Here is a 26,332-nt window from a genome sequence, read left to right on the forward strand (position 1 = left end):
AACGGCTACGACGTCAGGTGGTCGTCCAGACCGTCCCAACGAAGGCCGCTGGAGCGCTCGCCGGTGCCGGGCCGCTTGCTGCGTTGCAGCCATACCTGCATCGACCCGTCCGTCCACCGCGCCGCCTGCCACCGCCGCTGGACGGTGATCCCACCGCGCGGTACCTCTTCCTCGTCGATGCTCATCGGCCGGTCGGTCCGCAGCAACTCGCTTCGCGCCCCCACCACGGCCGGGTCGAGCAGTTGCCAGTCCTGCATCCGTGCCCGGCGCAGCCGGATCTGCGCGCCGTTTCCCGTCCGCAGGGGCAGGAACGGGATCCAGTACGGCGGTGCGGCCGCCTCGATGCGGTACCGCCAGGCGTCCGCGGCGGCGGCCCCACCACGCCGGCCGACGGGCGACACGCGGGCAGGCGGCGATCCGGAGGGCGACCCGGGCGGCGATTCGGGCGGCGATTCGGGCGGTGTGCTGGTACGCCACTGCTGCAACCGATCCACCGAGCGCCCGGTCGGCCCCTCGACGAGCCGCTCCACCGCCCACACCAGGTTTGCCGCCTCGTCGCGGACGAACTCGACCCGGTCGAGGGCTGGGCCGACCTCGGACCCGGACAGCGACGGCGGGACGAACAGCAGGGGCGCCTGCCCGTCGGCCACCGACGTGTCGCCGGTGAGTTCGTAGAGCCGGAAGGCCCGCCGTCCCGGTTTGCGGTCGTCCAGCAGCGCGGCGCAGGGAACCTCGACGCGCCGCCCCATGGTGTCGAAGACGTGGACGCCGGTCACCCGGGTCAGCGTCGCGATCGGCAGTCGCAGCGGGACGGAGAACCAGTCGTTGCCGTACCCGGTCGCGTAGTCAGCGAGCAGCAGCCGGCCCAGGTCGCCGGGGTCCGCCGCGATGTCGCCGAAGTGCACGTCGCCGTCCTCGAACGCCCACCACCGTGGCGCCGGCATGCCGGAGTAGCGCACGGGTGTGGGGAGCACCGCGACCGACCGGTCCGCCTCGTCATTCGCGGCGGCCGGTGTCGCGGTCGGTTGGTCGGCCCGCTGCCGGCCGGGGTCGATGTCGAAGCTGTACCAGTCCAGGTGCCCGCCGGTGTACTTGTCGGCGGTGAGTACAACATCGGGATCGGAAGCGTCCGGCGTCGTCGCGGCGGTGAGGCTGAACTGGTACTCCAGCCGGTGCTCGTCCCACGCGTCGGCCGCGGGGATGCCGAAGCGGGCGCTGACGTCGGCGCGCCAGCGGGTGATGACCGCGTCGACCTGCTCGCGGCGCTCGGCCGGCAGGGGCGCGAGCGCCGCCGTTGTGCGGGTGCTGTCGGAGAACACGGCCGCGCCGTCGAATCCCCGTCCGCGGGCCAGCGCCGCGGCGGTGGTACCGGCGCCCCTGAGCGCCACCGTCGTACCGTCGTCGGCCAGCGGGAACCCACCGCGCAGCAAGTCGACCGCGTCGTCCAGGCCCTGGCGCACCAGGCGTCGCGAGATCTGGCCGGCCAGTCGCGTCGCCCAGTACAGCGCGCCGGCCCCGTACGTCGGTGGTGCCGTCGCCTCGACCATGCGCTCCAGGGAACTCGACGTGGGCATCGGCTCGTCCGGCCCGCCACCGGGCCGGTAGGACCGCAGCGGGATCGACGTCCAGTTCAGGCGGGCGACGGCGGGGCTGCCGGCGTCGTCCCCGCGTAGCTCGCCCACCTGCCACTGGCGGGCGAGCATCCACAGTGGATCGGCGATGCGTGCCTCGACGCCGCTGTCCAGCTCGTCGTCGTGCGACGACCCCTCGACCCGGTCCCATGGCCCGATCACGGCTGTCCCTCCCTTGGTGGATCCGCGGCCAGCGCGCCGGACACGACGACCGTCGGGACGGCCTGGCCGTAGTCGCCGAGGTCGTCGATGGCGACCGCGCGCAGCTGTGCCCATTCGACCGTGTCCAGCAGCGTGTCGATGACGAGGTCGGTGCTCCACTGTCGGTCCTCAGGGGTCAGCACGAGCAGCATCGACTGGGCGGCCTCGGCGCTGGGGGAGTCGTAGTGGAACGCCACCCCGGTCACCTGTTCGTCGGCGGGGATGCGTTCGGCCCACGAGTCGACCACCAGCCCGACGGCCTGCCCGCCGGCTACGACGGTGCCGTGCGTGAGCGCGGCGGCCGCGATCCGGCCCAGAGTGCCGGTTCTCGGCCGGTGCAGGGCCACCCAGGATTCCCCGTCCACCAGCGGCAGCTGTCCCGCCACCATGGTCGGTGGTGGCATGCCGAGCAGGCCACTGAGCAGTACCGTCCGGGTCAGCGCGCCGACCTTGGGCCGTACGCTGCCGACGATGTCCAGCCAGTCGTCGACCTCGTCCTGACCGGCCACCGCATCCGAGAACTCGACCGCGCCGGCCGCCGGTACGGTGAACGTCGCGAGCACCGGCCCGGGGGAGCCGATGAGCTCGGCCACCCGCTGCCGTACCCCCTCGATCGTGTCTGGCGCCACCGCCGCGTCCGCCGCGTCGCGCCGCCGGGCGAGCCGGTCCCGCACGGCGGCGAAGTCCGCGGCGGGATCGCCGCCCGGCGCCGGCGTGAGGCCGAGCCGGGCGAGCTCGGCCGCCTGCGCCGCGGTCAGTTCGGTCCAGCCGGCCGCCGCGGCGACGGCGTCGTAGGCCGCCAGCACCGGCGCCAGTGCGTCCGTTGCGCGCGCGACCGTTCCCGCCACGTCGACCCCAGGCTCCGGCACCTCCGCGGGACCGAGCAGGGCGCGGGCGTCGGCCGGCGACGAGCTCTGGATGAGGCGGCGCAGCTCGACCGCGAGCAACTGGAACTGCGTGAGCGTGGTCGGCGCGTTCCTGCCCTCGGCCGGGAACAGGTCGACCAGCGTCACCTCGGGGTGGGCGAGTTCGGTGAGCCGGCGCAGGCCTGGGCCGATCGACTCGGGGTTGTCGTCGGCGAGCCAGACCGCGTCCAGCGCCGACACCGCGAGCCGGTCCAGGCGCAGGTCGACGTTCGTACCGTCGGCGGCGACGGCGGTCCAGCCGACCTGCGCGGGCGGCGGCAGCAGGGTGGCGACCCAGGCGTCCAGCTGCGGGTCGAAACGGTCCCGGGTTCCGGACGCCCAGCCCCGGTTCGCCGCCGGTGCGGGGGAGCCGATGAGTACTAGCGCCCGGTTGTCGATCGTCGCCGCGTCCCGGGTCGTGCGTACCCCGGTCAGCTCCGGCGGCCGCCCCCCGTCCGGGCCCATGGCGTCCGTGACCGCGGCGGCCCGTTCGAGGTTGCCGACGACGAGCTGGTGTACCGACTCGAAGGTGGTCACGTCGTCGACCGCGTCGAACGCCGATGCCAGGCTGTCCAGGATCGCCAGCAGTTGGCGTTGCCGGGGCTGGGGCAGCCCCAGCGCGCCGATCGGGCCCGACAGCTGCCCGGCCCGGTACAGGTCCAGCAGCCTGATGCCGTCGACCGGCTGGTCGGTGGCGGCCTCGCCCAGGCCGTCGGCCGCGGCCACCACCAGCCGCAGCGGGCGGATCGCGACGTCCAGGACGGCGTCGTGCAGCGAGCGTTCCAGCTGCGCGCCCAGCAGGTCACCGAGATCCTGGCCCTGCCGTACCCCGGCGAGGAACTCCTGCGCCTGCCGTACCCGTTGGCTGGACAGGTCGATGGCCGCCGGCGAGTCGCCGTCCCCGCCGCCACGGGCCAGCCAACCCGACCGCAGTACCGCGGCGGAGGCGGCCTGCGCCAGCGACGGGGCGTGCAGGAAACCGTTGCTGGCCCGGCCCGGCGACCGGACGAGGCCGAGGACGAACCCGAACGCGCCGACGTAGAGCCCATCGGGCTGCGCGTCGCGCAGGGCGGACAGTCGTTCACTGGCCAGGCTGGTGTTCCAGGCGTCCAGGCGGTGGGTACCCAGGCCGAGCGTCTCGCGTAGCAGCCAGTCCAGGTCGGCCGGGTCGACGGCGGCCAGGCGTTGCAGCGCCTCGCGCCGCGCCGCCTTGTCCTCTCCCAGTGCGTTGACCGTCTCGACCAGTTGGAAGAGCAGCGGTGCGGTGTCGAGGAACTGCCCCGGCAGGGTGCTGGCGGTCGGCGTACCGACCCGTGAGGCCAGGTCGTTCAGGTATGCCTGGGCGGTGACGCCGGCCGGCGGCTCGTCGTCCTGCACGGTGGCGCGCTGCCACGGGCGCTGCGTGCTGGTGAAACTGGTGAGCAGCAACTGCAGGTCGTCGCGGCCCAGCACCCCGTCCAGGCCCGGGACCTCCAGCCAGCGCAGCGGCCGCTGCCGCAGGTCGTGCCGGGTCAGCTGCTCGATCACGTCGCGGACGAAGTCGTGGAATTCCGCGAAGTACCCGTCGAGTGCGGCCGGGACGCCGAACGAATGGTCGATCGCGGCATCGAGCTGGGTCCAGACCTCCAGCTGCTCCTCGATGCCGCGGATGTCGCCGTCGTCGCTGAGAATCGGCGCGGGGTCGGCGGCGACGCGCTGGCCCTCGACGGGTACCGGGGAGCCCGGGTCGATCCGGTTCGGCACGACCTGCTGCAGGACCGCGTCGTAGAGCGGCTTGAGGGTGTACTGGTACCGGTCGGCCAGTTCGGCCAGCGACTGGTCGTACTCCCAGCGGAATCCACCGGTGATTTCCATGGGGATCTGGTCGACCCCGCCGCCGTCAGCCGGCCCGGGCACCTGCCCGGGAACCGTTCGGGCGGCGTGGACGCCGATGTCGAACGGCGGCTCGTCCGACCAGTCCTTGCCGGAGCGGACGATGATGCGCCGCGGATGCGGGTTGTTGGCCAGCACCGCCGTGACCGTGTCCCGGGCCTTCGCGTCGGCCCGGTCCCCGTCGGTGTCCGCGTCGCCGTCCGCGTCGGGGTCGGTGCCGGGGTCGGGGTCCGCGTCGGTGTCGTTGTGGTCCAGCGCCGGAACCCCGGCCAGCGCCGCCCGCCATTCCTCGCGCATGACGTCGACGACCTGGGCGATGCGCCGCTTCGTCTCGGTCGGGTAGTCACCGTGCGGCGCGCCCATCACCGGCAGGATGCCGTAGGGCTGCTGCCCGACCCGGATGGTGGGTACCGGCGCTCCGCCGGTCACCCACTCGGTGAACCAGGACCGCAGCACCTGGGTCGCCTCCCTGCCGATCCCGCCCCGCAACTGGGCACCGTCGCGGGCGTGGGTCGCCAGCAGTTGGCTGACGTAGCTGCCGAGCACCGTCTGGTACAGGGCGGTGCGCATGTCCCGGGAGCGGCGGGCCTCCTGGTCGCTGCCGTACGCGAGCCGGCGCAGCGCGTCGGCGTTGTCGAGACCCAGTGCCCGGGCCAGCCGAGCGGCGTTGTCGTCGGGCGAGGGCCGTGGTGTGCGCAACTCCCGTGCCTGCAGGCCGGCGAAGTCGGTGTCCTGGAAGCGGTAGCCGGCCGCCACGGTGTCGGTGTTGTTGGTGGGCGTGCCCTGCGGCACGAACGCCAGGCCCGCGCCCCGGGTGTGCTGCTCCAGCAGGCCGGTCAGGTCCGCGGCCGCCCGGTCGGGGCGCTGGTTCTCGTCGAGGCCGACCACGATGAGGGTGGACAGGCCGTGGGCCGCCAGCGTCGCGGTACCGGTCAGCGGCACCGTGATCGCCATTCCCCGGTCGAGTGCGCTGTCGTAGTCGAACAGCCACGCGGTGGCCGGGTCGATCACCAGGCCGGAGCCGGTGACGCGGGTGGGCCGGGCGGCCGGGTCGGGACTGGTGAAGAGCGGCCGGGTGATGGACTGGCTGACCGCCTGGAAGGCGACGCGTTCGCCGACCCAGCCGATCGCCAGCCACCGGTCGGGCAGCAGGGTCGCCGCTGCCGGACCGTCGGCCTGCGGCGTGGGGTCGGGGAAGGTGAGGGTACCGTCGGCGGCCACCGCCGGCTGGGTGAGCCGGGCGACGTAGCCGGCGCGCCGCGAGCCGAGCCGGCCGGCGAAGCGGCGCCACACCGCCGCCCGATCCGCCGCGGACGTGGCCGCGTGGTCAGCCGTCCAGTACGCCCGGCCCTCCTCGATCTCGGCCGCCGAGGCCGGTGCCGCACCGGCCACGCTGGCGGGATCGGGCAGGATCCTGATCCGCAGCTCGTCGTGGTCGGCCCCGTTGACGTAGGCGGTCTCCAGCCGGACCGGGACGAGCAGCAGCGGTACTCCCGCGTTCCAGCCGGCGAGGGAGAACGTGGGCCCGCCGCGCGGTGGCGTGGGCCGACCGCCCGGGACCAGTCCGGGCCGGCGGTTGGGCTGCGGTTCAGGCATGGGTCCCTCCGGCGTCCGGGAGCATGGCAGAGGCGTGCAGGAAGATCTGGATCGGGCGGCGCAGCGTGATGGCTGCCATCACCGCGGCGTCCCGGCCCCAGCGCAGCCCGTCCAGCCGCGCGGTCTCGATCCGGTCGACGGTGTCGATGGTGCAGAACCAGGGAGCCTCGCCGCGCGCCTCGGCGAGATTGAACCAGGACAGGTCCGTCCACGACGCCGGGTTCTCGCCGCGGTCGCGCGGCAGGCCGCGCTCCAGGCCGAACCGGGTGGCGTGAGGCTCCTCCTCCAGCACGAAGAACCAGCCGGCGCCCCCGTCGTCGCCACGCGCCGCCTGTTCGGTCAGCTGCATGAAGCCGTAGAAGTTGGTACCGCGGACCAGGGTGCCGACGAAGCTGGGCCCGAGCGGCTGGGCATTCTCGTCCGGTACCCGGGTGGCGCCCTGCCACCGGGCGGGTACGGCGTAGACCCGTACGTCCGGGAACCGGCGGATCAGCTGCGCCCGGATGAGGACGACCAGCCCCGGCCGGGTACCGCCGCCGGCGGTGCGGCCGAGCGCCGCGTCCAGCCCCCAGTCCCTGATCGGCGGGATGTCGACTCCGTCCGGGTCGGTACTGTCCCAGAAGCGCTGGAACCAGGTCTGTCCCAGCGCCGCGGGGTACTCCCGCCAGCGCAGTTCGCGGCTCAGCTCGTGGTTGAGCCCGACCAGTACCGCTTCCACGTAAGCGGGATTGGCCTCAAGCAGCCCGACGCTGTTGTCGGGCACCGTCGCGGCCCCGGGTACCAGGTAGTCGACGGACAGGGCGCGCACGCGTTCGTACATCGGATCGGTGAAGCGCGGCCGCAACTGGACCCGGGTGGGGATCCCGGCCGGGGTCCACACCCCCGCCGGCATGGTGACGGCGCCGCGCACCGCCGCGGCCACGGCATCGGCCGGCCGCACGGCGCCGGCGACGGCGGCGGCCAGGTCCACGCCCAGCTGTCCCTGGCCGGGGCCGGTGGTGGGGGTACGGCCGTAGTCGACGGCCCGCACGAACGGGGACTGGTACGGCGGCAGGTGCAGGTCGAGCAGGCCGCCGGAGTATTCGATGGGGGTGGCGGGCGCGGCACCGCCCGACGGCGCGGCACCGCCCGACGGCGCGGCGGAGCGGCGCAGCGGCCCCGCGGCCGGTGCGCTCACCTGACCGGGCAGCCGCACGCCCACGTCCATGCCGGGCGGCAGGCTGCGCGCCCGGTAGCCGGTCGACAGCGGGCTCTGCTGCTGGCGTCCAGGGCCGGCGGTGGCGGATTCGAAGGCGGCGCGCACGATCGCGGTCGCCGGCGACTGCGCGGCCGGAACCGTCGCCCGGGTCGACAGCGGCCCACCGGGGCGGCCGAGCCGGCGGAACGCCGCCCCGAAGTACGCCGTGGGCGCGTCCCCGCCGGCGACCAGCGCCGCGGCGGTGCTGGCGCCGACCCGGATCCGGTTGAGCGCGGGCGCACCGATGCAGACGGCCGCCGCGTCGTCGAGCCGGTCCCACTTGGCCTGTGCCTGGCGGGCGCTCTCCTGGGCGAGTCGGCCGCGGTTGAGCGTGCGGTTGACCTCGACGGCCACCCGGGCCTGGTCCCAGGCGGCGGCCACCAGCGACTCCTGGTCCATCCGCACCACCTGGGTACCGATGCCGGCGACCGCGCGGTGCTGCGGGCTGACGTTCAGGTCCTCGAACCATCCCGGTCGGGTCGTCGAGTCCGGCAGCGCCCTGGTGCCCACCTGCGGGGCGCCGTAGACCGGGGGAGCGACCACCGGATCGTCGATGAGCGGGTCGTACCCGCTGCCACCCTCGTCGCCCGCGGCGGGTGTGGCGGTGACGCGGGTGCGTACCGCGTCCTCGAACGCCTTCTCGTCGGTCGGGTCGCTCCAGTAGGTCAGCCGGCCGCTCGGTGCGTGGAGCGCGCCGGCGAACGTCACGGCGCTGCGCACGGCGGGCAGGCCCGGTCCCGGATCGGTGAGGTCCAGGTCGCGCAGGCCCACGCCGGCCGGCAGTTGCGCCGGCCGGATCAGCCGGGCCAGGGACGCGAAGTCGAAGGCGTCGCCCGCGACGAACTCCCACGAGTCGTAGACCGGCAGGTCGACCGCCCGGGTGCCCCAGGCCGGTTCGAGGGAGGCGGGTGCGTCCAGTCCCAGCCCGGCCAGGCGCCCGGACTCGAAGGCCGGCACCAGGCATGCGGTGTAGCGGGCACCCGGTTCCAGGCGGCGGGGGCACACCAGCCGGGCGGAGAACGCGTCGGGATCGCGGGCGTACGTCCCCGCGACGTCGCCGTCCACCTGGGTGGTGACCTGAACGTGCGCCCACGCCCAGGAGTCGGCGAGATCGGGCAGTTGCCGCGCCGGGGTGTCGACGCTCAGCACCGGCAGCCGCGCCTGTCCCGTCCGCACCTGGGCGCCGGCTTCGGGCCCGGTCTCGACGACGACCAGGACCAGCCACGGCGCCAGGTGGCCGTCGGCGTCGACCGGCGTGGGCGTGTAACGCCACGGCAGGTCGGGTGCGAAGAACTCGACCGCGCAGAAGTAGTTGGTCTCCGCGCCGGTGGAACCCGCCGCCGGGTCGCGCCGCCGGATCTGGCGGGGATCCAGCGCGATCACGTCGCCCGGGCCGCGCAGCCGCACCTCGGGGCCGGGCACCGTGTCCCGCACGACCCCGTCGGCCAGCACGTCGATGCTGGGCCGGACCGTCGCGACCGGACCGGTGGGCGCGCCCTGACCGATCCCGGCCGCGAGACCCAGCCGCATCCAGGGCAGGAAGTCCACGCTCGTCACCGTCCCACCCCGCTCGTCTCGCGTTCGATGTGCAGGTCGGTACCGGTGCGGGCCGCGGCGAACAGCCCCGCCCAGCTCGCGGAGTGCGCCAGCGTGGATCCGGTACCGTCGACCAGCCGGTAGGACGTCGCGACGGTGTCGACGGCGACGTCCTGGGTGGCGCTGAAGCCGCCGACGGTACGGGCCAGCGCGGGTACCCCCGCCGGGGCGTCGAGCACGGCCGTGTAGCCGCTCGCGGTGTCCGCCTCGGGCAGTTCCGGGTCGAGGACGATGGAGCGGTACCCCGTGTCGACCGTCACGGACTTGCCGGCGGCCGGGTCGCCGCCGCCGAAGCGCAGACCCGAGCGCATCAGCTCGAACGAGGGGCCCTCCAGCTTGTCCGCGGAGCTGAGCGTGAGGAAGTACCCGGGGGCGAACCAGTCCCGCAGTTCCTGCGCCGCCCGCCCGTCGCCGCTTCCCGCGTCGAAAGTCGAGTAGGCGCCGATCGGTGCGTTGCCGAACTGCTGCAGCGCCAACCCCAGCGGCACCAGCGTCTGGCGGACCTCGATGAGCGAGTCCGGTGTGGCGGCCCGCTGCGCGGAGGTGGCGGAGTCGGCCACGAAGGTGACCGCGTCGTCGTCGCCCCCGACCACCTGCCAGGCGTCGTCGGCGTCCAGCGCCGTGACCAGATCGGTGAGCAGATCGGGCGCCCGTACCTTCGGTTCGCTCTCGGCCGGCCCGATCAGCTCGTCGACGCGGATGTCCTTGGGCAGGCCCAGTATCTCGAACGTGGCGGTACCGATCACGTGCCACCGGTTGGGGCCCTCGATCGAGGCGTGCAGCATCACGCCCATCAGGTCCACGCCCACCGCGGTGATGCTCACTCCGAAGTGGACAGACGTATTGATCTCGAACGGAGAGAACTGAACCAGCGTGTCGAATCCGCACGAGCCGTGGACCGCGAAGCCCAGCACCTCGGCGTCGAGGACGAAGTCGGCGCCGAACTGCACCGAGTTGGACGCCAGGGCCAGGTAGCACTGGAAGTCCACGCGCAGCTCGTCGCCGGCGCTGATACCCAGCGACAGCCGGCGCAGGTCCGGGAAGTTCGCCGGTGGGTCGAACAGCGGGTGGAAACCGCCCAGCGCCATGAGGAAGCTCTGCTCGTCGCCGAAGCCCGCCCGCAGCGCCATGTCTCCGGCCAGCGCGTACCCGACCACGTGCGAGTCGTGCAGGCTCGCGTCGATGGCCAGCGTGGCGGCCCCGACGTCGACCACGCCGGTGACGTCGAGGTTCAGCACCACCAGGTCGACGTCTTTGGTGGGCAGCACCGCGCTGACCGTTCCCAGCACGGCCACCACGACCGGGTCCGGCAGCTGGATGACCACGCCCAGGTCGGCCTCGACGAGCGTCGGGGTACCCCAGCCGATCTTCACGATCGGCCCGAAGACGTAGCTGTCCTGCGCCGGCGGGAAGATCGAGCGGAACTCGTCGATGATGGCCGGCGCGTCGGCCACCGGGTCGGCGGGAAACAGGATGGCGTCCAGCGAGCCCGAGCGCACCAGGGCGCCCAGGGCGTCGGTGTCGATGGCCCGGTTGATGCCGGCGACCCCGCCCACGCCCAGCAACGTGAAGCCGAAGCCGAGCTGCAGCGAGGGCAGGTCGAGGAAGAGCGCGAAGAACATCGACCAGTCACCGACCTCGGGCGCCCGGGTGTCGATGATGACCACCGCGCCGATGCCGATGCCGAGCAGTCGCAGGTCGAGTACCCCGTTGTAGGAGCCGGCGTCGGGGTCGATGTACAGGTACCCACCGCCGCTCGCGACCCCGACGTCCAACCCCACGCCGATCCCATCCGGCGGCTTGAACGCGGAGGCGAGAGCGAACGGCGGCGTCGTGGTGATCAGGGCGGTGATCCCCACCCGGTCGATGCTCGCGGCGATCGGGCCCAGCGACAGCGCGGCGGTGAGCGCCGCGGTCGCCTCCAACTGCCCGCCGGTGTCCGCGGCGACCGTCAGGGTCAACGAGACCAGGGTGATCGGCCCGATCGGCAGGTCCAGCGGGATCGTCGCCCGCAGGCCCACTCCGCCCGCGAAATACAGCCCGGCGGTGCTCGACCAGCCCAGCACGAACTCCACGTCGGCGAACAGCCCGCCGCCGGGCAGCACACCGCGCAGGAACGCGTCGCCCTCGGCGGGCGCCACCACCAGCCGGCCGCCGCGCACGGTGAACTCCACGCCGACGTCCGTCGTCTCGGATCCGCTCTCGGCGAAGCCGCGCAGGCTGACCGTCCGCACCTCGAACCGGCTCGCGTCGGCCGAGCCGAACAGGATCGTCCGTTCGTCGGTGGTGGCCGACTTCGACACGACCAGTTCCGCGGACAGGTCCCAGCCCGTCGGCTTGCCGCCGGTGGTCTCCAGGTCGGCGCCCGTGGTCGGCCGGATGGTGAGCTGGTACCCGACCTCGGCGCCGGCCGCGAGCGTGAGGCTCAGTTGCCAGCCGCCGCCGAGGTCGGCGTCGTAGCCGACGGTCGACGGAGCCGTGGGCACCAACGCCAGACCGGGAAGCTCGTCGCCCTGCCGGGGTGCGGTCTGCGCGCGCAGGCCGAGGACGGAGTCGCCGGTGTCCGGGTCGAGCACCCAGCCGACCTCCAGGTACCCGTCGTCGTGGGCCGTCTCGCCCGGCTGGTACCGGGCCGGCAGGCCGGTGGCCCACAACAGGTCGGCAAGCCGAGCCAGCAGCGGGCCGGCGTCGAGGGTGTCGCTGCCCCAGCCGTAGACATCGGCGAACAGCGCGGCCGGGTCGGTCAGCCGGGCGACCTGGTCCCAGTGGACTTCGCGGCGCACATAGGCGGGGACGTCACCGTCGGCCGGTACCGGGGTCTCGCGGATCAGTCCGACTAGTGCCAGCAGCGCGTACAGGGTGGGGCTACGCCGCTCCAGGTAGGTGGCCAGCAGGTAGTCGAACAGCCGCGCGCCCAGCTGCGAGGAGGGTGGCAGCAGATCGTCCAGTCCCGCCAGCTCGTTGTAGAGATCCGCGACCTGGCCGAGCGCCTCCGGCAGGCGGGGCAGGAGGCCGGCCGGATCGAAGGTGATGAGGCACAACGCCCTGTGTAGCGCGGTGACGCTGTCCGCAAACTGCCCGGCCCGTTCCGGGGTGAGGACCGGGCCCAGGTCGTACCCGCATTCCTGGGCGAGTCTCACCACTCCGGACCCGACGGGATCCTCGGTGACCGCGTACGTCAGCGGACGCAACGCCTCGGTCAGCTCGATGAGCGCGGTTTCGAAGACTGCTGGCATGGTCGCACCCACCTAGTGCTTCGGCGGGGAACTGATCGGCAACTCGTCTGGGCGGACCAGCCAGAGCGTGCCGACCACCTTGTCCTTCCACTCCTCCTCGGGCGGAGGGTTGTCCTTGGTCTTGCCGTTGTACAGGTTCTCGCTGGCGTCGATGGTGACCGAGCTGACGACCTTGTCCAGCTCGAGGTCGGTCACGCCGGGACCGTAGAAGTCCACGTAGTCCCGGTAGTACAGCTTGATCAGCTCGGTCCGCAGCTGCGTGTACTCCGGTGACACCATGCAGCCGGCGGAGCCCGATCCGAACTGGAACTTGCTGCCCTCGTGCAGCCGGATCGCTCCCTTGCCCGGTCGGTCCCGCTCATTGTCGTCGGGCCACACCTGGGGATCGAGGGCGTCGGGATCGCCCGCCACACCGGGAGCCGGCGGCGACGGCGTGCCGCTGTAGAACTTGGCCGCCGCCACCGAGTCGTCCTTGACGGGGGACAGGCCGGTGGGGCTGGCACTGACATCGACCACGGCGAAGGAGTAGTTCTTGAAGTCACCGCCGGACCGGTAGCCCGAGAAGTAGTAGCGTGCGTTGCCGCCCAATGACGACAGGCTCTGCTTCCACTCGGGAACCTTGGGACTCCAGGTCCCGTAGACCCGTGAGGTGTAGGACGTCCAGCGGTAGATCCGTTGCCCCTCGACCCGGCCGCGATACACGAGAAAGAGCGCCCCGTCGTAGTGGTCGTAGCCGCGGGTGTCCATTTCCGGGTCGTGTGCGCCCTTCAGGCGCTGCGGTCCGAGGTCGTAGTCGAAATCGGGTTCCACGCCGCCCACCCCGGAGGGGATCTGCCAGGTGGAGACGTGATGGCGGAGGGATGGCGCGCCCGCCACGGTGACCTCGTGAGCGACCGGGTCGACGGCGACGATCCGGTAGGCTGCGCCGGGCCGCTCTGGCACACGGACGGTGTCGGTGTCCAGGTGGATGGTGTCGAAGCCGGCGTTGACGCGGTCCAGCGCGATGTTGTCGTCCACATGCAGGACGGTCCGGTCCGGATCGGCGGGATCCGTGCGCGCCACTGTGGCGTTCGCGCCGGCGGTGGTGGTGCCGGCCCGGACCCGGGGCCCGAGCGGGTCGATGATGACGATGGTGGGGCGGCGGTTCAGGCGCCAGGCGGAGGTGTTGCCGGGGCAGTTGGGTACCGCGTCGAGAGTCACCGTCTTCGCCGCGTCGTCCACGGCCATGATGCGGTACGTCTTCGACGGGCGCCCGGTGTCCGTATCCAGCCACAGTGTGTCGTAGAGGTATCGCAGCCGCGGCGGGTAGCCCGGCGGGGACGCGCCACCGGCGGCGGCGCCGGCGGCCGGGTTCCGCGCCGGGTTGACGACCACGTCGCTGAGGTCCGGGTCGCCGTCCAGCGTGACGACCTTGCCGTTGCCCAGGGTCGCGGCCTCACCGGCAGGGTCGCGCAGGCTGACCGTGACGTACCCGTCGTCCCCGGGCCGCAGCGGATCCTGTCCGCTCCAGGGTTCGGGGAAGTTCAGGTAGAACTCGACCACCGCTTCCAGCTGGTCGATGTTGCGCCAGTGGTTGCCCGACGCGTCGAACACGAACGCCGGGGCAAAGCTGATCAGGCCCTCGTGGCCCACCCGTTCGCGCAGTTGCCGGATGAACTGCTTCTTCGCCGAGCCCAGATCCCACCAGCCGCTCATCGGTTCATCCCTCGATCCAGTAGAGGAGCCAGGCGGTGAGCAGCTCGCGCTCGTCCTCCGGGACGGTGCGGGTCAGCTCCACGATGCGGCCCAGGTAGGGCTCCAAGACCTCGTCGGACATCAGCGCCTCCCACGGGACGGGCTCCCGGCGGCCGGTCCGGCCGGTGCCGGGCAGCGCGTCGAGGTACTGGTTGGCGCTGCGCCACCGCCAGTCGTCGGCCACGTCGGCAAGGTCGTCGACGAGGGAGAGCAGCAGCCCGATGCGTTCGGCTTCGGGCAGCAGCGCGCCGACGTCCACCCCGGGCTCCGCGTCGGGGGTGGCCGCCACCACGTACAGCGCGACGACCAGCGGCGCCGACCAGATCAGGCGTACCTCGCGCCGTCCGCCCGGCCGGGTGGAGGCGACCTGGGCCGAGTGCGTGGCGGCCAGCCGGCGCCACAGCCCGTTGAGGTGGGCACGCGACGCGCGCGTACGGGCCGATGCCGCCAGATCCCGCCACAGCTCCGCCGCGTACCCGCCGAGCGCCCCGAGCTGGGCCACCGGGGTCGGTACGGCCAGCCCGGCGTACGGGTCACCGACCCGATGCCCGGCGAACGCGTTCTCGAGCCAGTCCGCCGGCAGCCCGCGGGTCATGGTCTCCAGCAGGCCGGGCTCCCGGTCGCAGGCGTGGTCGTACAGTGCGCTGGCCACGATGAAGGCGGTGAGCAACCGGGCTACCTGCGGCTCACGGGCGCGCGCCGACGCCAGCCGTCGATAGGCGTACCCGCCGGCCAGCTGCCCGAAGGCGGCCATCGACGGGATACCGGTCAGCAGCGAGAAATCCAGGTCGCTGGCGGCCTGCGCCCGGGCTTCGAGAACGCCCACGATGTCGTCGGCCACCGGCCGTGCCGCGGCGTGCCCCTGCCGGATCAGGGCTGCCGCGTCGGCGGGCTCCACACCCAGCCCACCGGCGCGCAGCCCGGCCGCCAACCGGTCCCGCAACTGCGCGGACGGGTCACGGGTGGGCGCGGGGCGCGGGCCCGCGGCGGGCGACTCGACAGTCACGGCGCACCCCTTCCCGGCCCCACCGGCCACGGCCCGTTCTGGCTGTGGCCCAACGATGGCCGGGCCGCCGGGAGCCCGTCATGAGCACGCCATGCTCACGTTGGTGCGTGCGCATACCTACGTTCGGCCGTCCCCGAGACCCCGCAGCGCACGGATCGCCTGCTGTCGCGAGGCGACGCCCAGGCGCACCAGGATCGCCGCCATGTGGTTGTCGACAGTGCGTTTGGACACCACGAGACGGGCCGCGATCTCGGCATTGGTGAGCCCTTCGGCCGCCCGGCCGAGGACATCGAGCTGGCGGTCGGTCAGCGCACCCGGATTGGCCCGCGTGCTCGGCCGGGGACCCCGGGGGATGCCGTCGATGCCGCGCTCGCGCAGCCAGCACCGCGCGCGGGCCGCCGCCACGGACGCGCCGAGCCGGTCCAGGGTACGCAGGCCCTCGAACGCGGTGGCCGGCTGCGGGGACTCGACGAGCTCCAGGGCCATCTCGTACGGGTTGACGGCCTGGCTCCACAGCTGCGCGGCCTGCGACCAGTCGCCGGCCAGCCCGGCTGCGAAGGCCGGCGGGCAGCCCGGGAAGGCCGCGACGTCGCCACCGACCCGCCTGAGGTAGCGCAGGGCTTCGGCACGCAGGTACGGGTGGCCGATCCCGATGGCCAGCTCGACCAGTTCCCGCCCGAGCCGGCGTACCGCCTCGTCGTCGCCGCGCAGCCACGCCCCCTCGATGCGTGCCCCACCGGCGGAGGCCATCTTCTGCTGCTCGCCGGTCGCCGATGCCAGCGACCAGGCCCGCTCGATCACCTCATCGGCCTGCGGCTCGCCTCGGCGGGCGAGGATCCGGCCGAGGAACGACAGCGGTGGTGCCGCGTTGGCGCCGGGGTCGTCCTCGGTGGCCAGCAGTGCGCGCAGCCGCCGTTCGGCCGGCTCCCAGTCGCCCTTCAGCAGCAGGATCTGGCACTGCTTGCCCTCGATGAAGTACGCCGCCCGAGTCAGTCCGTGCTCCCGCGCGGCCCGCTCGGCGATGTCGAGGTACGCCTTCGCCTCGACGTGGCGCTCCGTGCGGATCAGTGCCACGCCGAGGTTGTGCGCGACCACGGTCAGGTAGTCGCCGTGGTCGACCTCCCGGGCCAGCGCCACGGCTTCGCGCATGTCGTCGAAGCCGCCGTCGTCGCTCACCGACACCCGGGCCAGTCCCCGGTAGCCCAGCCCCCGGGCGCGGATGTCGGGCAGGTTCAGCGGACCCGCGACCTCGATGGCCCGATCGCACCAGGCGATCGACGACGCGAACTCGCCCCGCAAACAGTGCTGCGCGCCGAGGGTCGAGTAGCACAGGGCCAGCTCGGGTCCCGGTCCCAGCGTTTCGAGGATGCCCAGGGCGCGTTCGGCCTTGGCAGCGGCCGCCTCCGGTTGCCCGACCGAGGTGCTCAGTCCCGCGGAGATGAGCAGCGCGTCGGCCAGTTCGACCGGCCGTGCGCCCATCCGGTCCCAGATGGCGACCGCCCGGTCGGCCTGCCCGGCGGCCTCGGCCAGCCGGTTGATGGCGAACAGAGCCTTGGCCGCACAACCGTGCAGCCGTGCCGTGGCCGCCGGGTCGCCGTTGTCCCGGCGCGCCAGAGCGAGCGCGGCGAGCGTCGCCGCCTCGCGGTAGCTCTTCGCGGCCAGGGCCGCCCTCGCGGCAGACGGGGCGTACGCGGTGACGGTCGCGTCGTCGCCCGCGGCGGCGGCGTGGTGGACGATGAGAGAGGCATCCGCGCCGACCGCAAGCAGCCCGGCCAGTACCCGCCGGTTGCAGTCGATACGCCGGGCGGGGGACAGCGACGCCTCCACCACCCGCCTGGCCAGCTCGTGCCGGAAGCGCACCTGCGCCCCGGATCCGTCCAGCACCCCCGCCCGGCGGGCGTCCTCCAACTGCTGGGCGGCTCGACCGGCCAGCAGCTTCACCAGGTCGGGCCAGGGGCCGCCCGGAATGACGCTGAGCACCTGGAGCAGTTCGCGTACCGCCAGCGGGAGCCGGCCGACCCGGGTGAGGACGGCGTCCTCGACCGACGCCGGTACCCACGATCCGGCGGAGTCGATCACCTCGGCGAGGTAGAACGGGTTCCCGCCGACGAGCGAGACCACCCGCGCCGGGTCGAGCCCCGCCTCGGCGGCGAGCCGGCCGACCGCCTCCGCGGACAACCCGTGCAGCGGGATGCGCCGCAGCCCGCTGTGGGCAAGCGACCCCAGGATGCGTCGCAGCGGATGGATCGGCGACAGTTCCTCGTCCCGGTAGCTCAGCGCCAGTACAGCGGGAAGCCCGTCGACGCGACGCGCGAGGTAGCGGATCACGTCCAGCGAGGCGTCATCGGCCCAGTGGACGTCCTCGACCACGACCACCGCCGGGGAGGCGGGGCGCCGCAGGTAGGCCATCAGCGCGTCGATGAGCCTGTCGCGGTCCAGCCCCGGATCGCCCAGCTGATTGTTGGGTTGGCCGGCCATGTCCCGGAACGGCCCCAGCATGCGCGGTGTCGACAGGTCGTCGCAGGCACCCCAGAGGACGCGGACGGGCCGGTCGAGGTCCCGCACGAAGGCCCGCAGCAGGCTGGTCTTGCCGATGCCCGCCTCGCCCGAGACCAGCACGGTGCAGCCGGCGCCCCGCCTGGCCGAGTCGAACACGCCGCGCAGGATGCGCAGCTGCTCGCTACGTTCGACCAGCTCCACGGCCGTCCCCTGGGTCAGGCATCGTCCAAGCATCCCAGCACGTCGAACGCGCACTGCCAGCTCGGTCCAAGAACCGACAACCGCCCGCGAACGGCCTGGGTATGGCTCAGGCCAGCAGCTGGAGCTGGTCGATGTGGACCGCGCCCAGCAGTCGCTGGCCGGCGACGAACCGCTCCACCTCGGCGACCGCGAATTCCCCCAGCCGCCGTACCTCGCTGCCCTGTGCCCCGGCCACGTGCGGCGTGATCCACACGTTGGGGAGTGCGCGCAGCGGGTGCCCCACCGGCAGCGGCTCCGGATCGGTGACGTCGAGGCAGGCGTCGATCCGCCCGGTCGCGCACGCCCGGGCGAGCGCGTCGGAGTCCACCAGGGAGCCACGGGCCGTGTTGACGACCACGGCTCCGTCCGGGAGCAGCGCGAGGCGCCGCTCGTCGATGAGGTGGTGGGTCTCCGGCAGCTGCGGGGCGTGCAGGGTCAACACGTCGCAGCGCCGGCACAGCTCGTCGACGTCGACCTGCTCGGCGCCCAGCTCGGCGGCGTGCGCGGATTCCAGGTACGGGTCGCTGACCAGCACCCGGTATCCGCCGGCGACCAGACGGGCGATGACTCGCCGGCCGATCCGGGATGCGCCGAGCACACCGACCGTCCGGCCGTCGTTGCCGTGCCGTTGCGCAAAACGCGGGAACCGACCGGCCGCGTACGCGTTGGCCAGGCCGAACGCGCGCTTGCCGGCGAGCGTGATGACCGCGAGCGTGTAGTCGACGACCGGGCCGGCGTTGGCGTCCGCGGCCGAGGAGACCGCGACCCCCCGGGCGAAGACTTCGGCACCGACGTGTGCCTTGACCGAGCCGGCCGCGTGTATCACCGCCCGAAGCCGCGGCGCGGCGTCGAGTACCGGTGCGGTCAGCCGGGGGCAGGACCATCCGGTCACCAGTACCTCGACCGATGCCAGCCGCTCGCGGAGCGCCGGATCGTCGAAGTCCTCGGTCGCCTCCGGCGCCAGCAGTTCGAGCGCGTCCGCGAGCCGGGTGAGCAGGTCCGGCGGGAACACAGCCGGGGCGACGGACCGGGACATCGCCATCAGTCCGGGGCGACGTTGGCGCACGGCAGCTCCCGATCGGTAGAAAACGTCTCCTACGGTGGAGCCGGACTCTATTCGGCAGCGATGACGAGGTCAACCGGCCGTCACCCGAAGCTGCGTGTCCAAATTGTATCGAGGTCTTGACGGATACATAGAAAAGCTTTTAGGTTCGGTCACCACACGGAACGAAGTGGTCCTCATCACTGTCGTCCGACCGCACCGGTCCGGCGGGCCGGCACCGCACCGCCGTGGAGGAGCCCGTGTCACTGCGAGCCCGACCGGTTACGGCCCAGCCCCGGGCGGCGAGGCCGACCCGGGCCGGTGTGCCGCCGGCACCGGAAGCGACGCCGCGCGGACGGTGGCACCGGCGGTGGCGGCGTGACTGGATCCTGCTCGCGTTCATGGTGCCGGGCCTGCTGTACTACGCGATCTTCCAGTACGGCGCGCTGTTCGGCAGCAGCCTCGCGTTCCTGGACTACGTGCCGTTCCTCGGGCTGGGCGGCAGCCGGTGGATCGGCCTGCAGAACTTTCAGCGCCTCTTCGACGACCCGGACTTCTGGCACGCCGCGCTGAACACGCTGGAGATCTCGCTGCTTCAGCTGGTCTTCTTCTTCCCCGCACCGCTGGCCCTGGCGATGCTGCTGCACAGCCTCACCCACACCCGCCTCAAGCGGTTCGTGCAGAGTGTGGTCTACCTGCCGCACTTCATCTCGTGGGTCATCGTGGTCGCGCTGTTCCAGCAGATGCTCGGCGCCACCGGGGTACTCAACGGAGTGCTGGCCGACACCGGCCTGCACACCGTGCAGATCCTCGGCAACCCCGACGCGTTCAAGCCAATGGTGGTGGCCCAGGTCATCTGGAAGGACACCGGTTGGGGCACGATCATCTTCCTGGCCGCGCTGGCCCAGGTCGACGAGCAGCTCTACGAGGCCGTCGCCATCGACGGGGCGGGCGCGTTGCGCCGGTTCTGGCATGTGACCCTGCCGGCGATCCGTCCGGTGATCGTGCTCCTGCTGATCCTGCGCCTCGGCGACATCCTGTCGGTCGGCTTCGAGCAGATCCTGCTGCAGCGCGATGCGGTCGGCCCGGGCGCCGCCGAAATCATCGACACCTTCGTCTACTTCCATGGAATCGGGTCGGGCGACTTCGGGTACGCCGCGGCCGCCGGGCTGTTCAAGGGCGTGATCGGTGTGATCCTGGTGTACTGCGCCAACAAGGTCTCCCACCGGCTCGGTGAGTCGGGGGTGTACCGGTGAAGCCTCGCCGCGGCGTGCGTCCCGCCTGGCAGGAGCCGCCACACCCGCTGACCAGTACCGCCAAGGCGGTCGCGATCGTGGTCGTCATCGCGCTGGTCGCCGTGCCGTTCCTGGTCGTCGTCTCGACCAGCCTCGCGTCCCCGGCCGACGTGGTCGCCAACGGCGGCTGGGTCATCTGGCCCGAGCACCCGTCCTTCGCCGCGTACTCGCAGATCCTCGCCGGCGGCGTGGTCAGCCGCGCCACACTGGTCAGCGCGGGGGTGACCATCGTCGGCACCGCCTGCAGCCTGACCGCCACCGTGCTGCTGGCCTACGCACTGAGCCGGCCGAAGGTGTTCGGCGGCAAGCCGATCACGCTGCTGGTGCTGTTCACGTTCCTGTTCCCGCCCGGCATCATCCCGGCATACCTCGTGGTGAAGCAGACGGGTCTGCTCGACTCGTACGCGGCGCTCATCGCACCGGTACTGGTCAACACCTTCAACCTGGTGGTGATGCGCGGGTTCTTCCAGTCGGTACCCGCGGAGCTGTACGAGGCGGCACGGCTGGACGGTGCCTCCGAGTGGGCGATGCTGAGCCGGATCACCATCCCGTTGTCCCGTGCCGTACTCGCCGTGGTCGGCCTGTTCTACGCCGTCTCGTACTGGAACTCGTGGTTCAACGCCCTGCTCTACATCGACACGCCGACCAGGTGGCCACTGCAGCTCGTGCTGCGTACCTACGTGTTGGCGGGTGGCCAGATCGCGGATCCGTCAACGAGTGAGGCGGGTCTGCTCTCCGCCCCGCAGACCGTCCAGATGGCCGTGGTGGTCCTGGCCACCATCCCGATCGTGCTGGTCTATCCGTTCCTGCAGCGCTTCTTCGTCAAGGGCGTACTGAGCGGGGCGATCAAGAGCTGAACCGCGCCCCGCCCGGCCGCTCGGAGAAAGGACTCCCAGATGAGCGACTCACCCGACCTCTTTCTCCCCAGCCGCTTGACCGGCCCGCCCACAAACCGAGCTGGCCTGACGGCCGTATCCCGGCGCAGCCTGTTCAAGGCGATCGGGCTCGGCGCCACGGCCATCGCCGCGCCGGCGCTACTCGCCTCGTGCGGCAAGGGCAGCGGCGGCTCGGTCAGCAACGCCGGTGTGGCCAAGGTGCCGTGGCCGACGTACCAGCCGTTCGCCGGCCCACCGCCGGATCTGCCGGGTACCGCCGCCGGTGTGCAGGCCGGCTACACGAAGTACCCGAGCAGCCTGGTGAGCGCGGTCAAGGCGAAGCCGGGCGACGGCTCCAGGGTCAGGGCGGTGGCCATCACGTACGGCACTCCGCCGAGACCGGTCAGCCAGAACAAGCTGTGGCAGGCGGTCAACGACAGGCTCGGCATCGACCTGGACTTCCTGCTCATCCCGGATGCCGACTTCGACACGAAGATGGCCACCCTGATCTCCGGCGACGACCTGCCGGACATCATCAGCATCGGCGGCGGCCACCACCTGCCGCACGAGCAGGAGTTCGTCTCGAGCGAATGCGCGGACCTGTCGGACTACCTGAGCGGCGACAAGATAAAGGATTACCCGAACCTCGCGAACCTGCCGCAGTATGCCTGGCAGGGGATGGGACGGATCAAGGGGCGGATCTACGGGATACCGCTGGAACGTCCGCTGCCCGGCTGGGCGATGTTCATCGACCGCGACGCGTTCAACTCGGTCGGAGCCAACGACGCTTCCTGGACCAAGGACGAGTTCGCCTCGGCGGTCAAGGCGCTGAGCAAGAACAAGCAGTACGGCATGGGCGCCAGCAAGAGCAACCAGTTCGGCCTTCGCCAGTACCACTGCGGGTCCTTCGGCGCGGCCAACGACTGGAAGCTCTACGGCGGCAACTTCGTCCGGGCCGATACATTGCCGGAATTCAAGGAGGCACTGGCCTTCGCCCGCGACCTGTTCGCCGCCGGCGCCTACTACCCGGACACCATGTCCATCAGCACCGTGGACATGAAGACCTACTTCTACAACGGCACGCTCAAGAGTGCGACGGACGGCCTGGCCGCGTACGCCCCCAACGTGACCAGTACCAAGGGGAAGTTCACCGTCGACCTCGCTCTGCCGTTCCACGGCGGAAGCGCGACGCCGGGCATCTTCGCCGGTGGTGGCACCTTCGGGTACACCGTGTTGAAGAAGGCATCGCCGGAACGGATCCAGATGCTGCTGCGGGTCCTGGACTACCTGGCGGCGCCGTTCGGCAGCAAGGAGTACGAGTTCGTGCACTTCGGCATCGAGGGAACGCACTTCACCCGGGCAGCCGACGGTACGCCGACTCCCACCGCGCTCTGGAAGGACGAGAACACCAGCGTCACCCTGCCGATCATCTACCTCGCGGAGGCGCCCCGGGTGCTCTACTTCGCGGGCGTCGACGCGCAGTCGGTCAAGCGGCTGCACGACTGGGAGGCCAAGGCGGTACCGGTCGCCGTCAAGAATCCGGCCAGCGGCCTGGTCTCGGACACCAACAACCGCACCGGCACCGTCCTCAACCAGAACCTCAACGACGGGATCAACGCCATCATCACCGGCAAGACGCCTCTGGACGGCTGGGAGGCGATCGTCAAGAAGTGGCGCGACGACGGCGGCGACAGGATCGCCGAGGAGTACGCCAAGGAGTACGCCGGCTGAGCTGACCACGGGACAGCCGACTCCCGGGGCCGCGCCCATCGGCGTGACCCCGGGAGCGTCGTGCTTGGGGGCGTCGTGGTCGGGAGTGTCGTGGGTGGGAGCGTCGTGGGTGGGAGCGTCGGGGTCAGGAGCGTCGGGGTCAGCCGGCGAGCGGGCGGACCGAGTCGCGGATCACCAGGTGGGTTCCGAGCATGACGTGCTCCCGCCCCGACGTCTCCCGGGACGACTCGGTCGCCAGCCGCACGGCGGTCCGGCCCAACTCCGCCTGCGGTACCCGCACGGTGGTCAGCGGCGGGTTGAAGTCCGCCGCGCTGGGCACGTCGTCGTACCCGACGATCGAGACGTCGTCCGGCACCCGCCGGCCGGCCTCGCGCAGCGCGGCGATCGCGCCCGCGGCGACCCCGTCGTTGCCGGCGAAGATGGCGGTGAACTCCGGCCCCGACTCCAGTAGCGCGCGCATCCGCAGGTACCCGCCGTCCCGGTCCCACGGGCCGTGACTGATCATCACCGGATCGACCGGCAGCCCGTACATGGCCAGTGCCGACCGGTAGCCCTCCACCCGCTGGTCGGAGGTGGTCAACCCGACCGGCCCGGCGACCATGAGGATCTTCCGGTGGCCGGCCGTCAACAGGTGCGTCGTGGCGGCGTGCGCTCCGCCCACGTTCTCATACTCCACGCTGATCGCCGGGAAGTCCGGACCCAGCGACGGCCGGGCGCACAGCACCAGCCGGCTGCCGGCATTCTCCAGCCCCTGGGCGTAGCCCCGCATCCGTTCCCGGTAATCATCGTTCTCGACCACCCCGCCGGCCAGGATGACCGCGTCCGCCCGCTGCTCGCGCATCAGGCGAACCACGTCGAGCTCGCGATCGGGATCGGCGTGGGTGGTGCACACCAGGCACAGCCGGTGCGCCAGCGTGGCCTGCTCCTCGACGCCGGCCGCGATTCGGGCGAAGAACGGCGTGACCACCTCGGCCACCACGAGCGCGACCACCTTCGAGGTGGCTCCGTGCAGCGCCCGCGCGTGCGCGTTGACCACGTAGTCGAGTTCGCGGACCGCGCGCTCGACCCGAGCCCGCGTCTCGCCGGAGACGGGGTAGTCGCCGGAGAGCACCCGGGACACGGTCGCCATGGAGACACCCGCCCGTTCGGCCACGTCCTTGATGCTGGGACGCTTTTTCAATGAATACCTCGTCCGGGTCCAGGGGCATGCCTCGTCTCCGTCCCGCTCGGACGGGAAACGCGTTGTGAAAAGCTTTACTATACCGGTGTCCGCCGCGGGGGATGTAGCCCGGCGCCATCCCGGCCGTGGGGGCCAGAAACATTAAATTATGAACATATCTTGACATCGCTCGGACCGGGCTCCAGTCTCGACGTGGGTCGATGTGTCTCCAGCAGGCGGCCGAGGCGAAACTCGAACAACGGCCAGATGTGTCTCCCGCCATCGGTGTGAGACCTGGACGTCACAAGCGCCCGTTGACCCGCAGAGAGGATTCCGATGAACGGCACCTCGCCGCCCACCGCGCACGACCACCCGGGCCGCCGCTTCGGCTCACCGGACCTGCCGCGCCGATCCGGGAAGCGCCGATCCGGGAAGCGCCGCGCCGCATCCCGGGCCGCGGCCGCGGTGTTCGCCGCCGGGCTGCTGGCCGGAGTGCTCGCCGGTCCGGCCGAGGGCGCCACGACCGATCAGAGCCCCGCGGCGGCGGGCACGCGGGCCGCCGGCCCGCCGGCCGTGTTCACCAGTGAACCCGCCGGCACCGAGGTCCGCGACCTGGCGCAGACCAGCGTCGTGTACCAGTACGGTCAGCCGGTACCAGCCTTCGACGGCTGGAACACACACGAGACGACCCGCCGGTACGCGCCGCTGGACGGCACCTGGAAGTTCCGGTTCGACCCGGGCGACGTCGGGCTGAGCGAGGGTTGGCAGAACGGCACGGACACCTCGCAGTGGAACGACATCTCGGTCCCGTCCGCCTGGGATCTGCTCGACACGCCCAACTTCGCCAGCATGGACGGTTCGTCGTTCGGTACCGGAACCGCGTTCCGCGACGGCTTCGCCTGGTACCGGCGCGCTGTCCCGGTACCCGGCGACTGGGCGGGCCGGCTGGTGCGCCTGATGTCCCTGGGCGCCAACTACCGCGCGGACATCTGGGTCAACGGCCGCTACCTCGGCACGCACGAGGGCGGCCACACGCCCTTCGCCGTCCCGGTGGGCGACGCGCTGCGTGCGGGGCAGACGAACACCGTCACCATCCGGGTACTGCGCTCCGCGTCGTTCACCGACTACGTCTCCGGTGGCACCCCGGTCACCAACGACACCGCCATCCCGTACAAGCCGGTCGACTACTGGCCGTACGCCGGCCTGACCCGATCGTTGTGGCTGGAGGCGGTGCCGCGCTCGACGATCGGCAAGGTGCTCACCAGTCTGGCGCCGGACGGGCGCCTGCGCGCCACCGCCGTTGTGCAGAACGACGGGGCCGCCACGCTGCACGGCACGGTGACGCTCGACCCCGGTGCGGGTACCGGTGGCCGGCCGTGCCGCGTGCCGGTGGCCCTCGCCGGCCGGTCGGCGACCACGGTGACCTGTCTGATCCCCGTACCCACGGCCGGCCGCTGGTCGACCGCGACGCCGCGGATGTACACGCTGTTGGCCCGGCTGTCCGAGGGTGGGACCGGCCGCGAGGTCGACCGGCTGCACACCCGCTACGGGCTGCGCACGATCGACACGGCCGGTTCCCAGATCCAGGTCAACGACCAGCCGGTGCTGCTCAAGGGCGTCAACTGGCATGAGGAGACGGCCGCGCACGGCAGCGCGATGACCGTCGCGGACTACGACCGCGAGCTGGGCCAGGTGCTGGACCTGCACGCCAACTTCATCCGCGACTCCGTCTACAACCGCCACCCCTACGTCTACGACTGGGCCGACGAGCACGGCGTGTTCGTGATGGACGACATCGACACGATGTGGCTGAACGTCCCGCAGGAGAAGCTGCAGACCGAACAGTACGGGCTGTCGCGCGCGCTGGCGCTGATGATGGCCTGGAACCAGGCCAACCACCCGTCGGTCCTGCTGTGGGGCCTTCAGAACGAGTCGGAGATCGACGGCAACGGGGCACCGGTGTACCGCGCGTGGATCGCCCAGCTGAAGGCCGCGGTCAACCAGGTCGACCCGCAGCACCGGCCGGTCACCTGGGCCTCGTCGACCTCCAACGACCCGGCGTTCGATCTCGCCGACGTCATCGGGTTCAACGAATACTTCGGTTACTTCTACGGCAAGGACTCCGACCTCGGCCCGACTCTGGACACCGTGCACGGCCGCTATCCGGGCAAGCCCATCCTCATCACCGAGAACGGCACCTGGTCGATCGCCGGCACCCACGGCCCGGCGACGCAGGAGGGCACCGAGGAATGGCAGGCCGCCTCGCTGAAGGCGCACTGGGACCAGGTGGTCAGCCGGCGAGCCTTCACCGCGGGCTACACGTTCTGGGTACTGAAGGACTACAAGGAACGCGACGGATACAACCAGGAGTACAACGGGATCTCCGTCATGGGCCTGACGACCTTCGACGGAACCACTCGCAAACTCGCCTACGGCGCGTTCCGCGACCTGAGCGCCGGATGAGCGGACGGGCGGAC

Annotated in this window: 13 protein-coding genes; 4 read left to right on the top strand and 9 right to left on the bottom strand. The window is 72.0% G+C overall.

The genetic code is table 11. From position 1 onward, the window contains the following. Nucleotides 1-5: 5 nt before the first annotated feature. The 8 genes from Raf01_RS16505 to Raf01_RS16540 all read right to left on the bottom strand — a co-directional run bounded on the left by Raf01_RS16505 (nt 6) and on the right by Raf01_RS16540 (nt 18,819). Complete coding sequence (locus Raf01_RS16505; protein ID WP_203918780.1) at nt 6-1,793, bottom strand: hypothetical protein; 1,788 nt, start codon at nt 1,791-1,793, stop codon at nt 6-8. Beyond that, nucleotides 1,790-6,205 (bottom strand): hypothetical protein, encoded by a 4,416-nt coding sequence (locus tag Raf01_RS16510; RefSeq protein WP_203918781.1) that lies wholly within the window; start codon nt 6,203-6,205, stop codon nt 1,790-1,792. The genes Raf01_RS16505 and Raf01_RS16510 overlap by 4 nt, the downstream gene beginning before the upstream one ends. After that, nucleotides 6,198-8,999 carry a hypothetical protein gene (locus tag Raf01_RS16515; RefSeq protein WP_203918782.1) on the bottom strand — a complete coding sequence of 934 codons (2,802 nt, stop codon included), beginning with the start codon at nt 8,997-8,999 and terminating at the stop codon, nt 6,198-6,200. Before Raf01_RS16515 ends, Raf01_RS16510 begins: the two co-directional genes overlap by 8 nt. Continuing rightward, nucleotides 8,996-12,274 (bottom strand): DUF6603 domain-containing protein, encoded by a 3,279-nt coding sequence (locus Raf01_RS16520; RefSeq protein ID WP_203918783.1) that lies wholly within the window; start codon nt 12,272-12,274, stop codon nt 8,996-8,998. The genes Raf01_RS16515 and Raf01_RS16520 overlap by 4 nt, the downstream gene beginning before the upstream one ends. A gap of 12 nt (nt 12,275-12,286) precedes the next feature. Continuing rightward, on the bottom strand, nt 12,287-13,969 hold the full coding sequence (locus tag Raf01_RS16525; protein ID WP_203918784.1) for a hypothetical protein: 1,683 nt from the start codon (nt 13,967-13,969) through the stop codon (nt 12,287-12,289). Nucleotides 13,970-13,973: 4 nt separating this feature from the next. Then, nucleotides 13,974-15,014, bottom strand: coding sequence for a hypothetical protein (locus Raf01_RS16530; protein WP_203918785.1), 1,041 nt, complete (start codon nt 15,012-15,014; stop codon nt 13,974-13,976). A 117-nt stretch (nt 15,015-15,131) separates the two neighbouring features. Beyond that, on the bottom strand, nt 15,132-17,747 hold the full coding sequence (locus Raf01_RS16535) for an ATP-binding protein (RefSeq protein ID WP_203918786.1): 2,616 nt from the start codon (nt 17,745-17,747) through the stop codon (nt 15,132-15,134). Between the two features lie 73 nt (nt 17,748-17,820). After that, nucleotides 17,821-18,819 carry a hydroxyacid dehydrogenase gene (locus tag Raf01_RS16540; protein ID WP_239133662.1) on the bottom strand — a complete coding sequence of 333 codons (999 nt, stop codon included), beginning with the start codon at nt 18,817-18,819 and terminating at the stop codon, nt 17,821-17,823. A 236-nt stretch (nt 18,820-19,055) separates the two neighbouring features. On the opposite strand from Raf01_RS16540, the gene Raf01_RS16545 reads away from it, so the two are divergent. From Raf01_RS16545 to Raf01_RS16555, 3 genes are read left to right on the top strand one after another with little or no spacing between them, the layout of a single operon-like run. Next, complete coding sequence (locus tag Raf01_RS16545) at nt 19,056-20,051, top strand: ABC transporter permease (protein ID WP_239133663.1); 996 nt, start codon at nt 19,056-19,058, stop codon at nt 20,049-20,051. Next, the gene (locus Raf01_RS16550; protein ID WP_203918787.1) at nt 20,048-20,947 is read left to right on the top strand and encodes a carbohydrate ABC transporter permease; all 900 of its coding nucleotides are present in this window, start codon (nt 20,048-20,050) and stop codon (nt 20,945-20,947) included. The genes Raf01_RS16545 and Raf01_RS16550 overlap by 4 nt, the downstream gene beginning before the upstream one ends. Nucleotides 20,948-20,986: 39 nt before the next feature. After that, the gene (locus Raf01_RS16555) at nt 20,987-22,696 is read left to right on the top strand and encodes a type 2 periplasmic-binding domain-containing protein (protein WP_203918788.1); all 1,710 of its coding nucleotides are present in this window, start codon (nt 20,987-20,989) and stop codon (nt 22,694-22,696) included. 139 nt (nt 22,697-22,835) lie between these two features. On the opposite strand, the gene Raf01_RS16560 is transcribed toward Raf01_RS16555, so the two are convergent. Next, entirely contained in the window at nt 22,836-23,876 is a 1,041-nt protein-coding gene (locus tag Raf01_RS16560; RefSeq protein ID WP_239133664.1) for a LacI family DNA-binding transcriptional regulator, read from the bottom strand. Between the two features lie 315 nt (nt 23,877-24,191). Here Raf01_RS16560 and Raf01_RS16565 point away from each other — a divergent pair, with 315 nt between their 5' ends. Further along, the gene (locus Raf01_RS16565) at nt 24,192-26,318 is read left to right on the top strand and encodes a glycoside hydrolase family 2 protein (RefSeq protein ID WP_203918789.1); all 2,127 of its coding nucleotides are present in this window, start codon (nt 24,192-24,194) and stop codon (nt 26,316-26,318) included. Nucleotides 26,319-26,332: the final 14 nt, after the last annotated feature.

The organism is Rugosimonospora africana, from assembly GCF_016862975.1.
GTDB classification, from domain to species: domain Bacteria; phylum Actinomycetota; class Actinomycetes; order Mycobacteriales; family Micromonosporaceae; genus Rugosimonospora; species Rugosimonospora africana.

Excerpts from the sequence above, each read along its gene's own strand:
- Raf01_RS16510 (WP_203918781.1), bottom strand. The coding sequence starts at position 6,205 with ATGCCTGAACCGCAGCCCAACCGCCGGCCCGGACTGGTCCCGGGCGGT.
- Raf01_RS16520 (WP_203918783.1), bottom strand. The coding sequence starts at position 12,274 with ATGCCAGCAGTCTTCGAAACCGCGCTCATCGAGCTGACCGAGGCGTTG.
- Raf01_RS16525 (WP_203918784.1), bottom strand. The coding sequence starts at position 13,969 with ATGAGCGGCTGGTGGGATCTGGGCTCGGCGAAGAAGCAGTTCATCCGG.
- Raf01_RS16535 (WP_203918786.1), bottom strand. The coding sequence starts at position 17,747 with ATGCTTGGACGATGCCTGACCCAGGGGACGGCCGTGGAGCTGGTCGAA.
- Raf01_RS16555 (WP_203918788.1), top strand. The coding sequence starts at position 20,987 with ATGAGCGACTCACCCGACCTCTTTCTCCCCAGCCGCTTGACCGGCCCG.
- Raf01_RS16565 (WP_203918789.1), top strand. The coding sequence starts at position 24,192 with ATGAACGGCACCTCGCCGCCCACCGCGCACGACCACCCGGGCCGCCGC.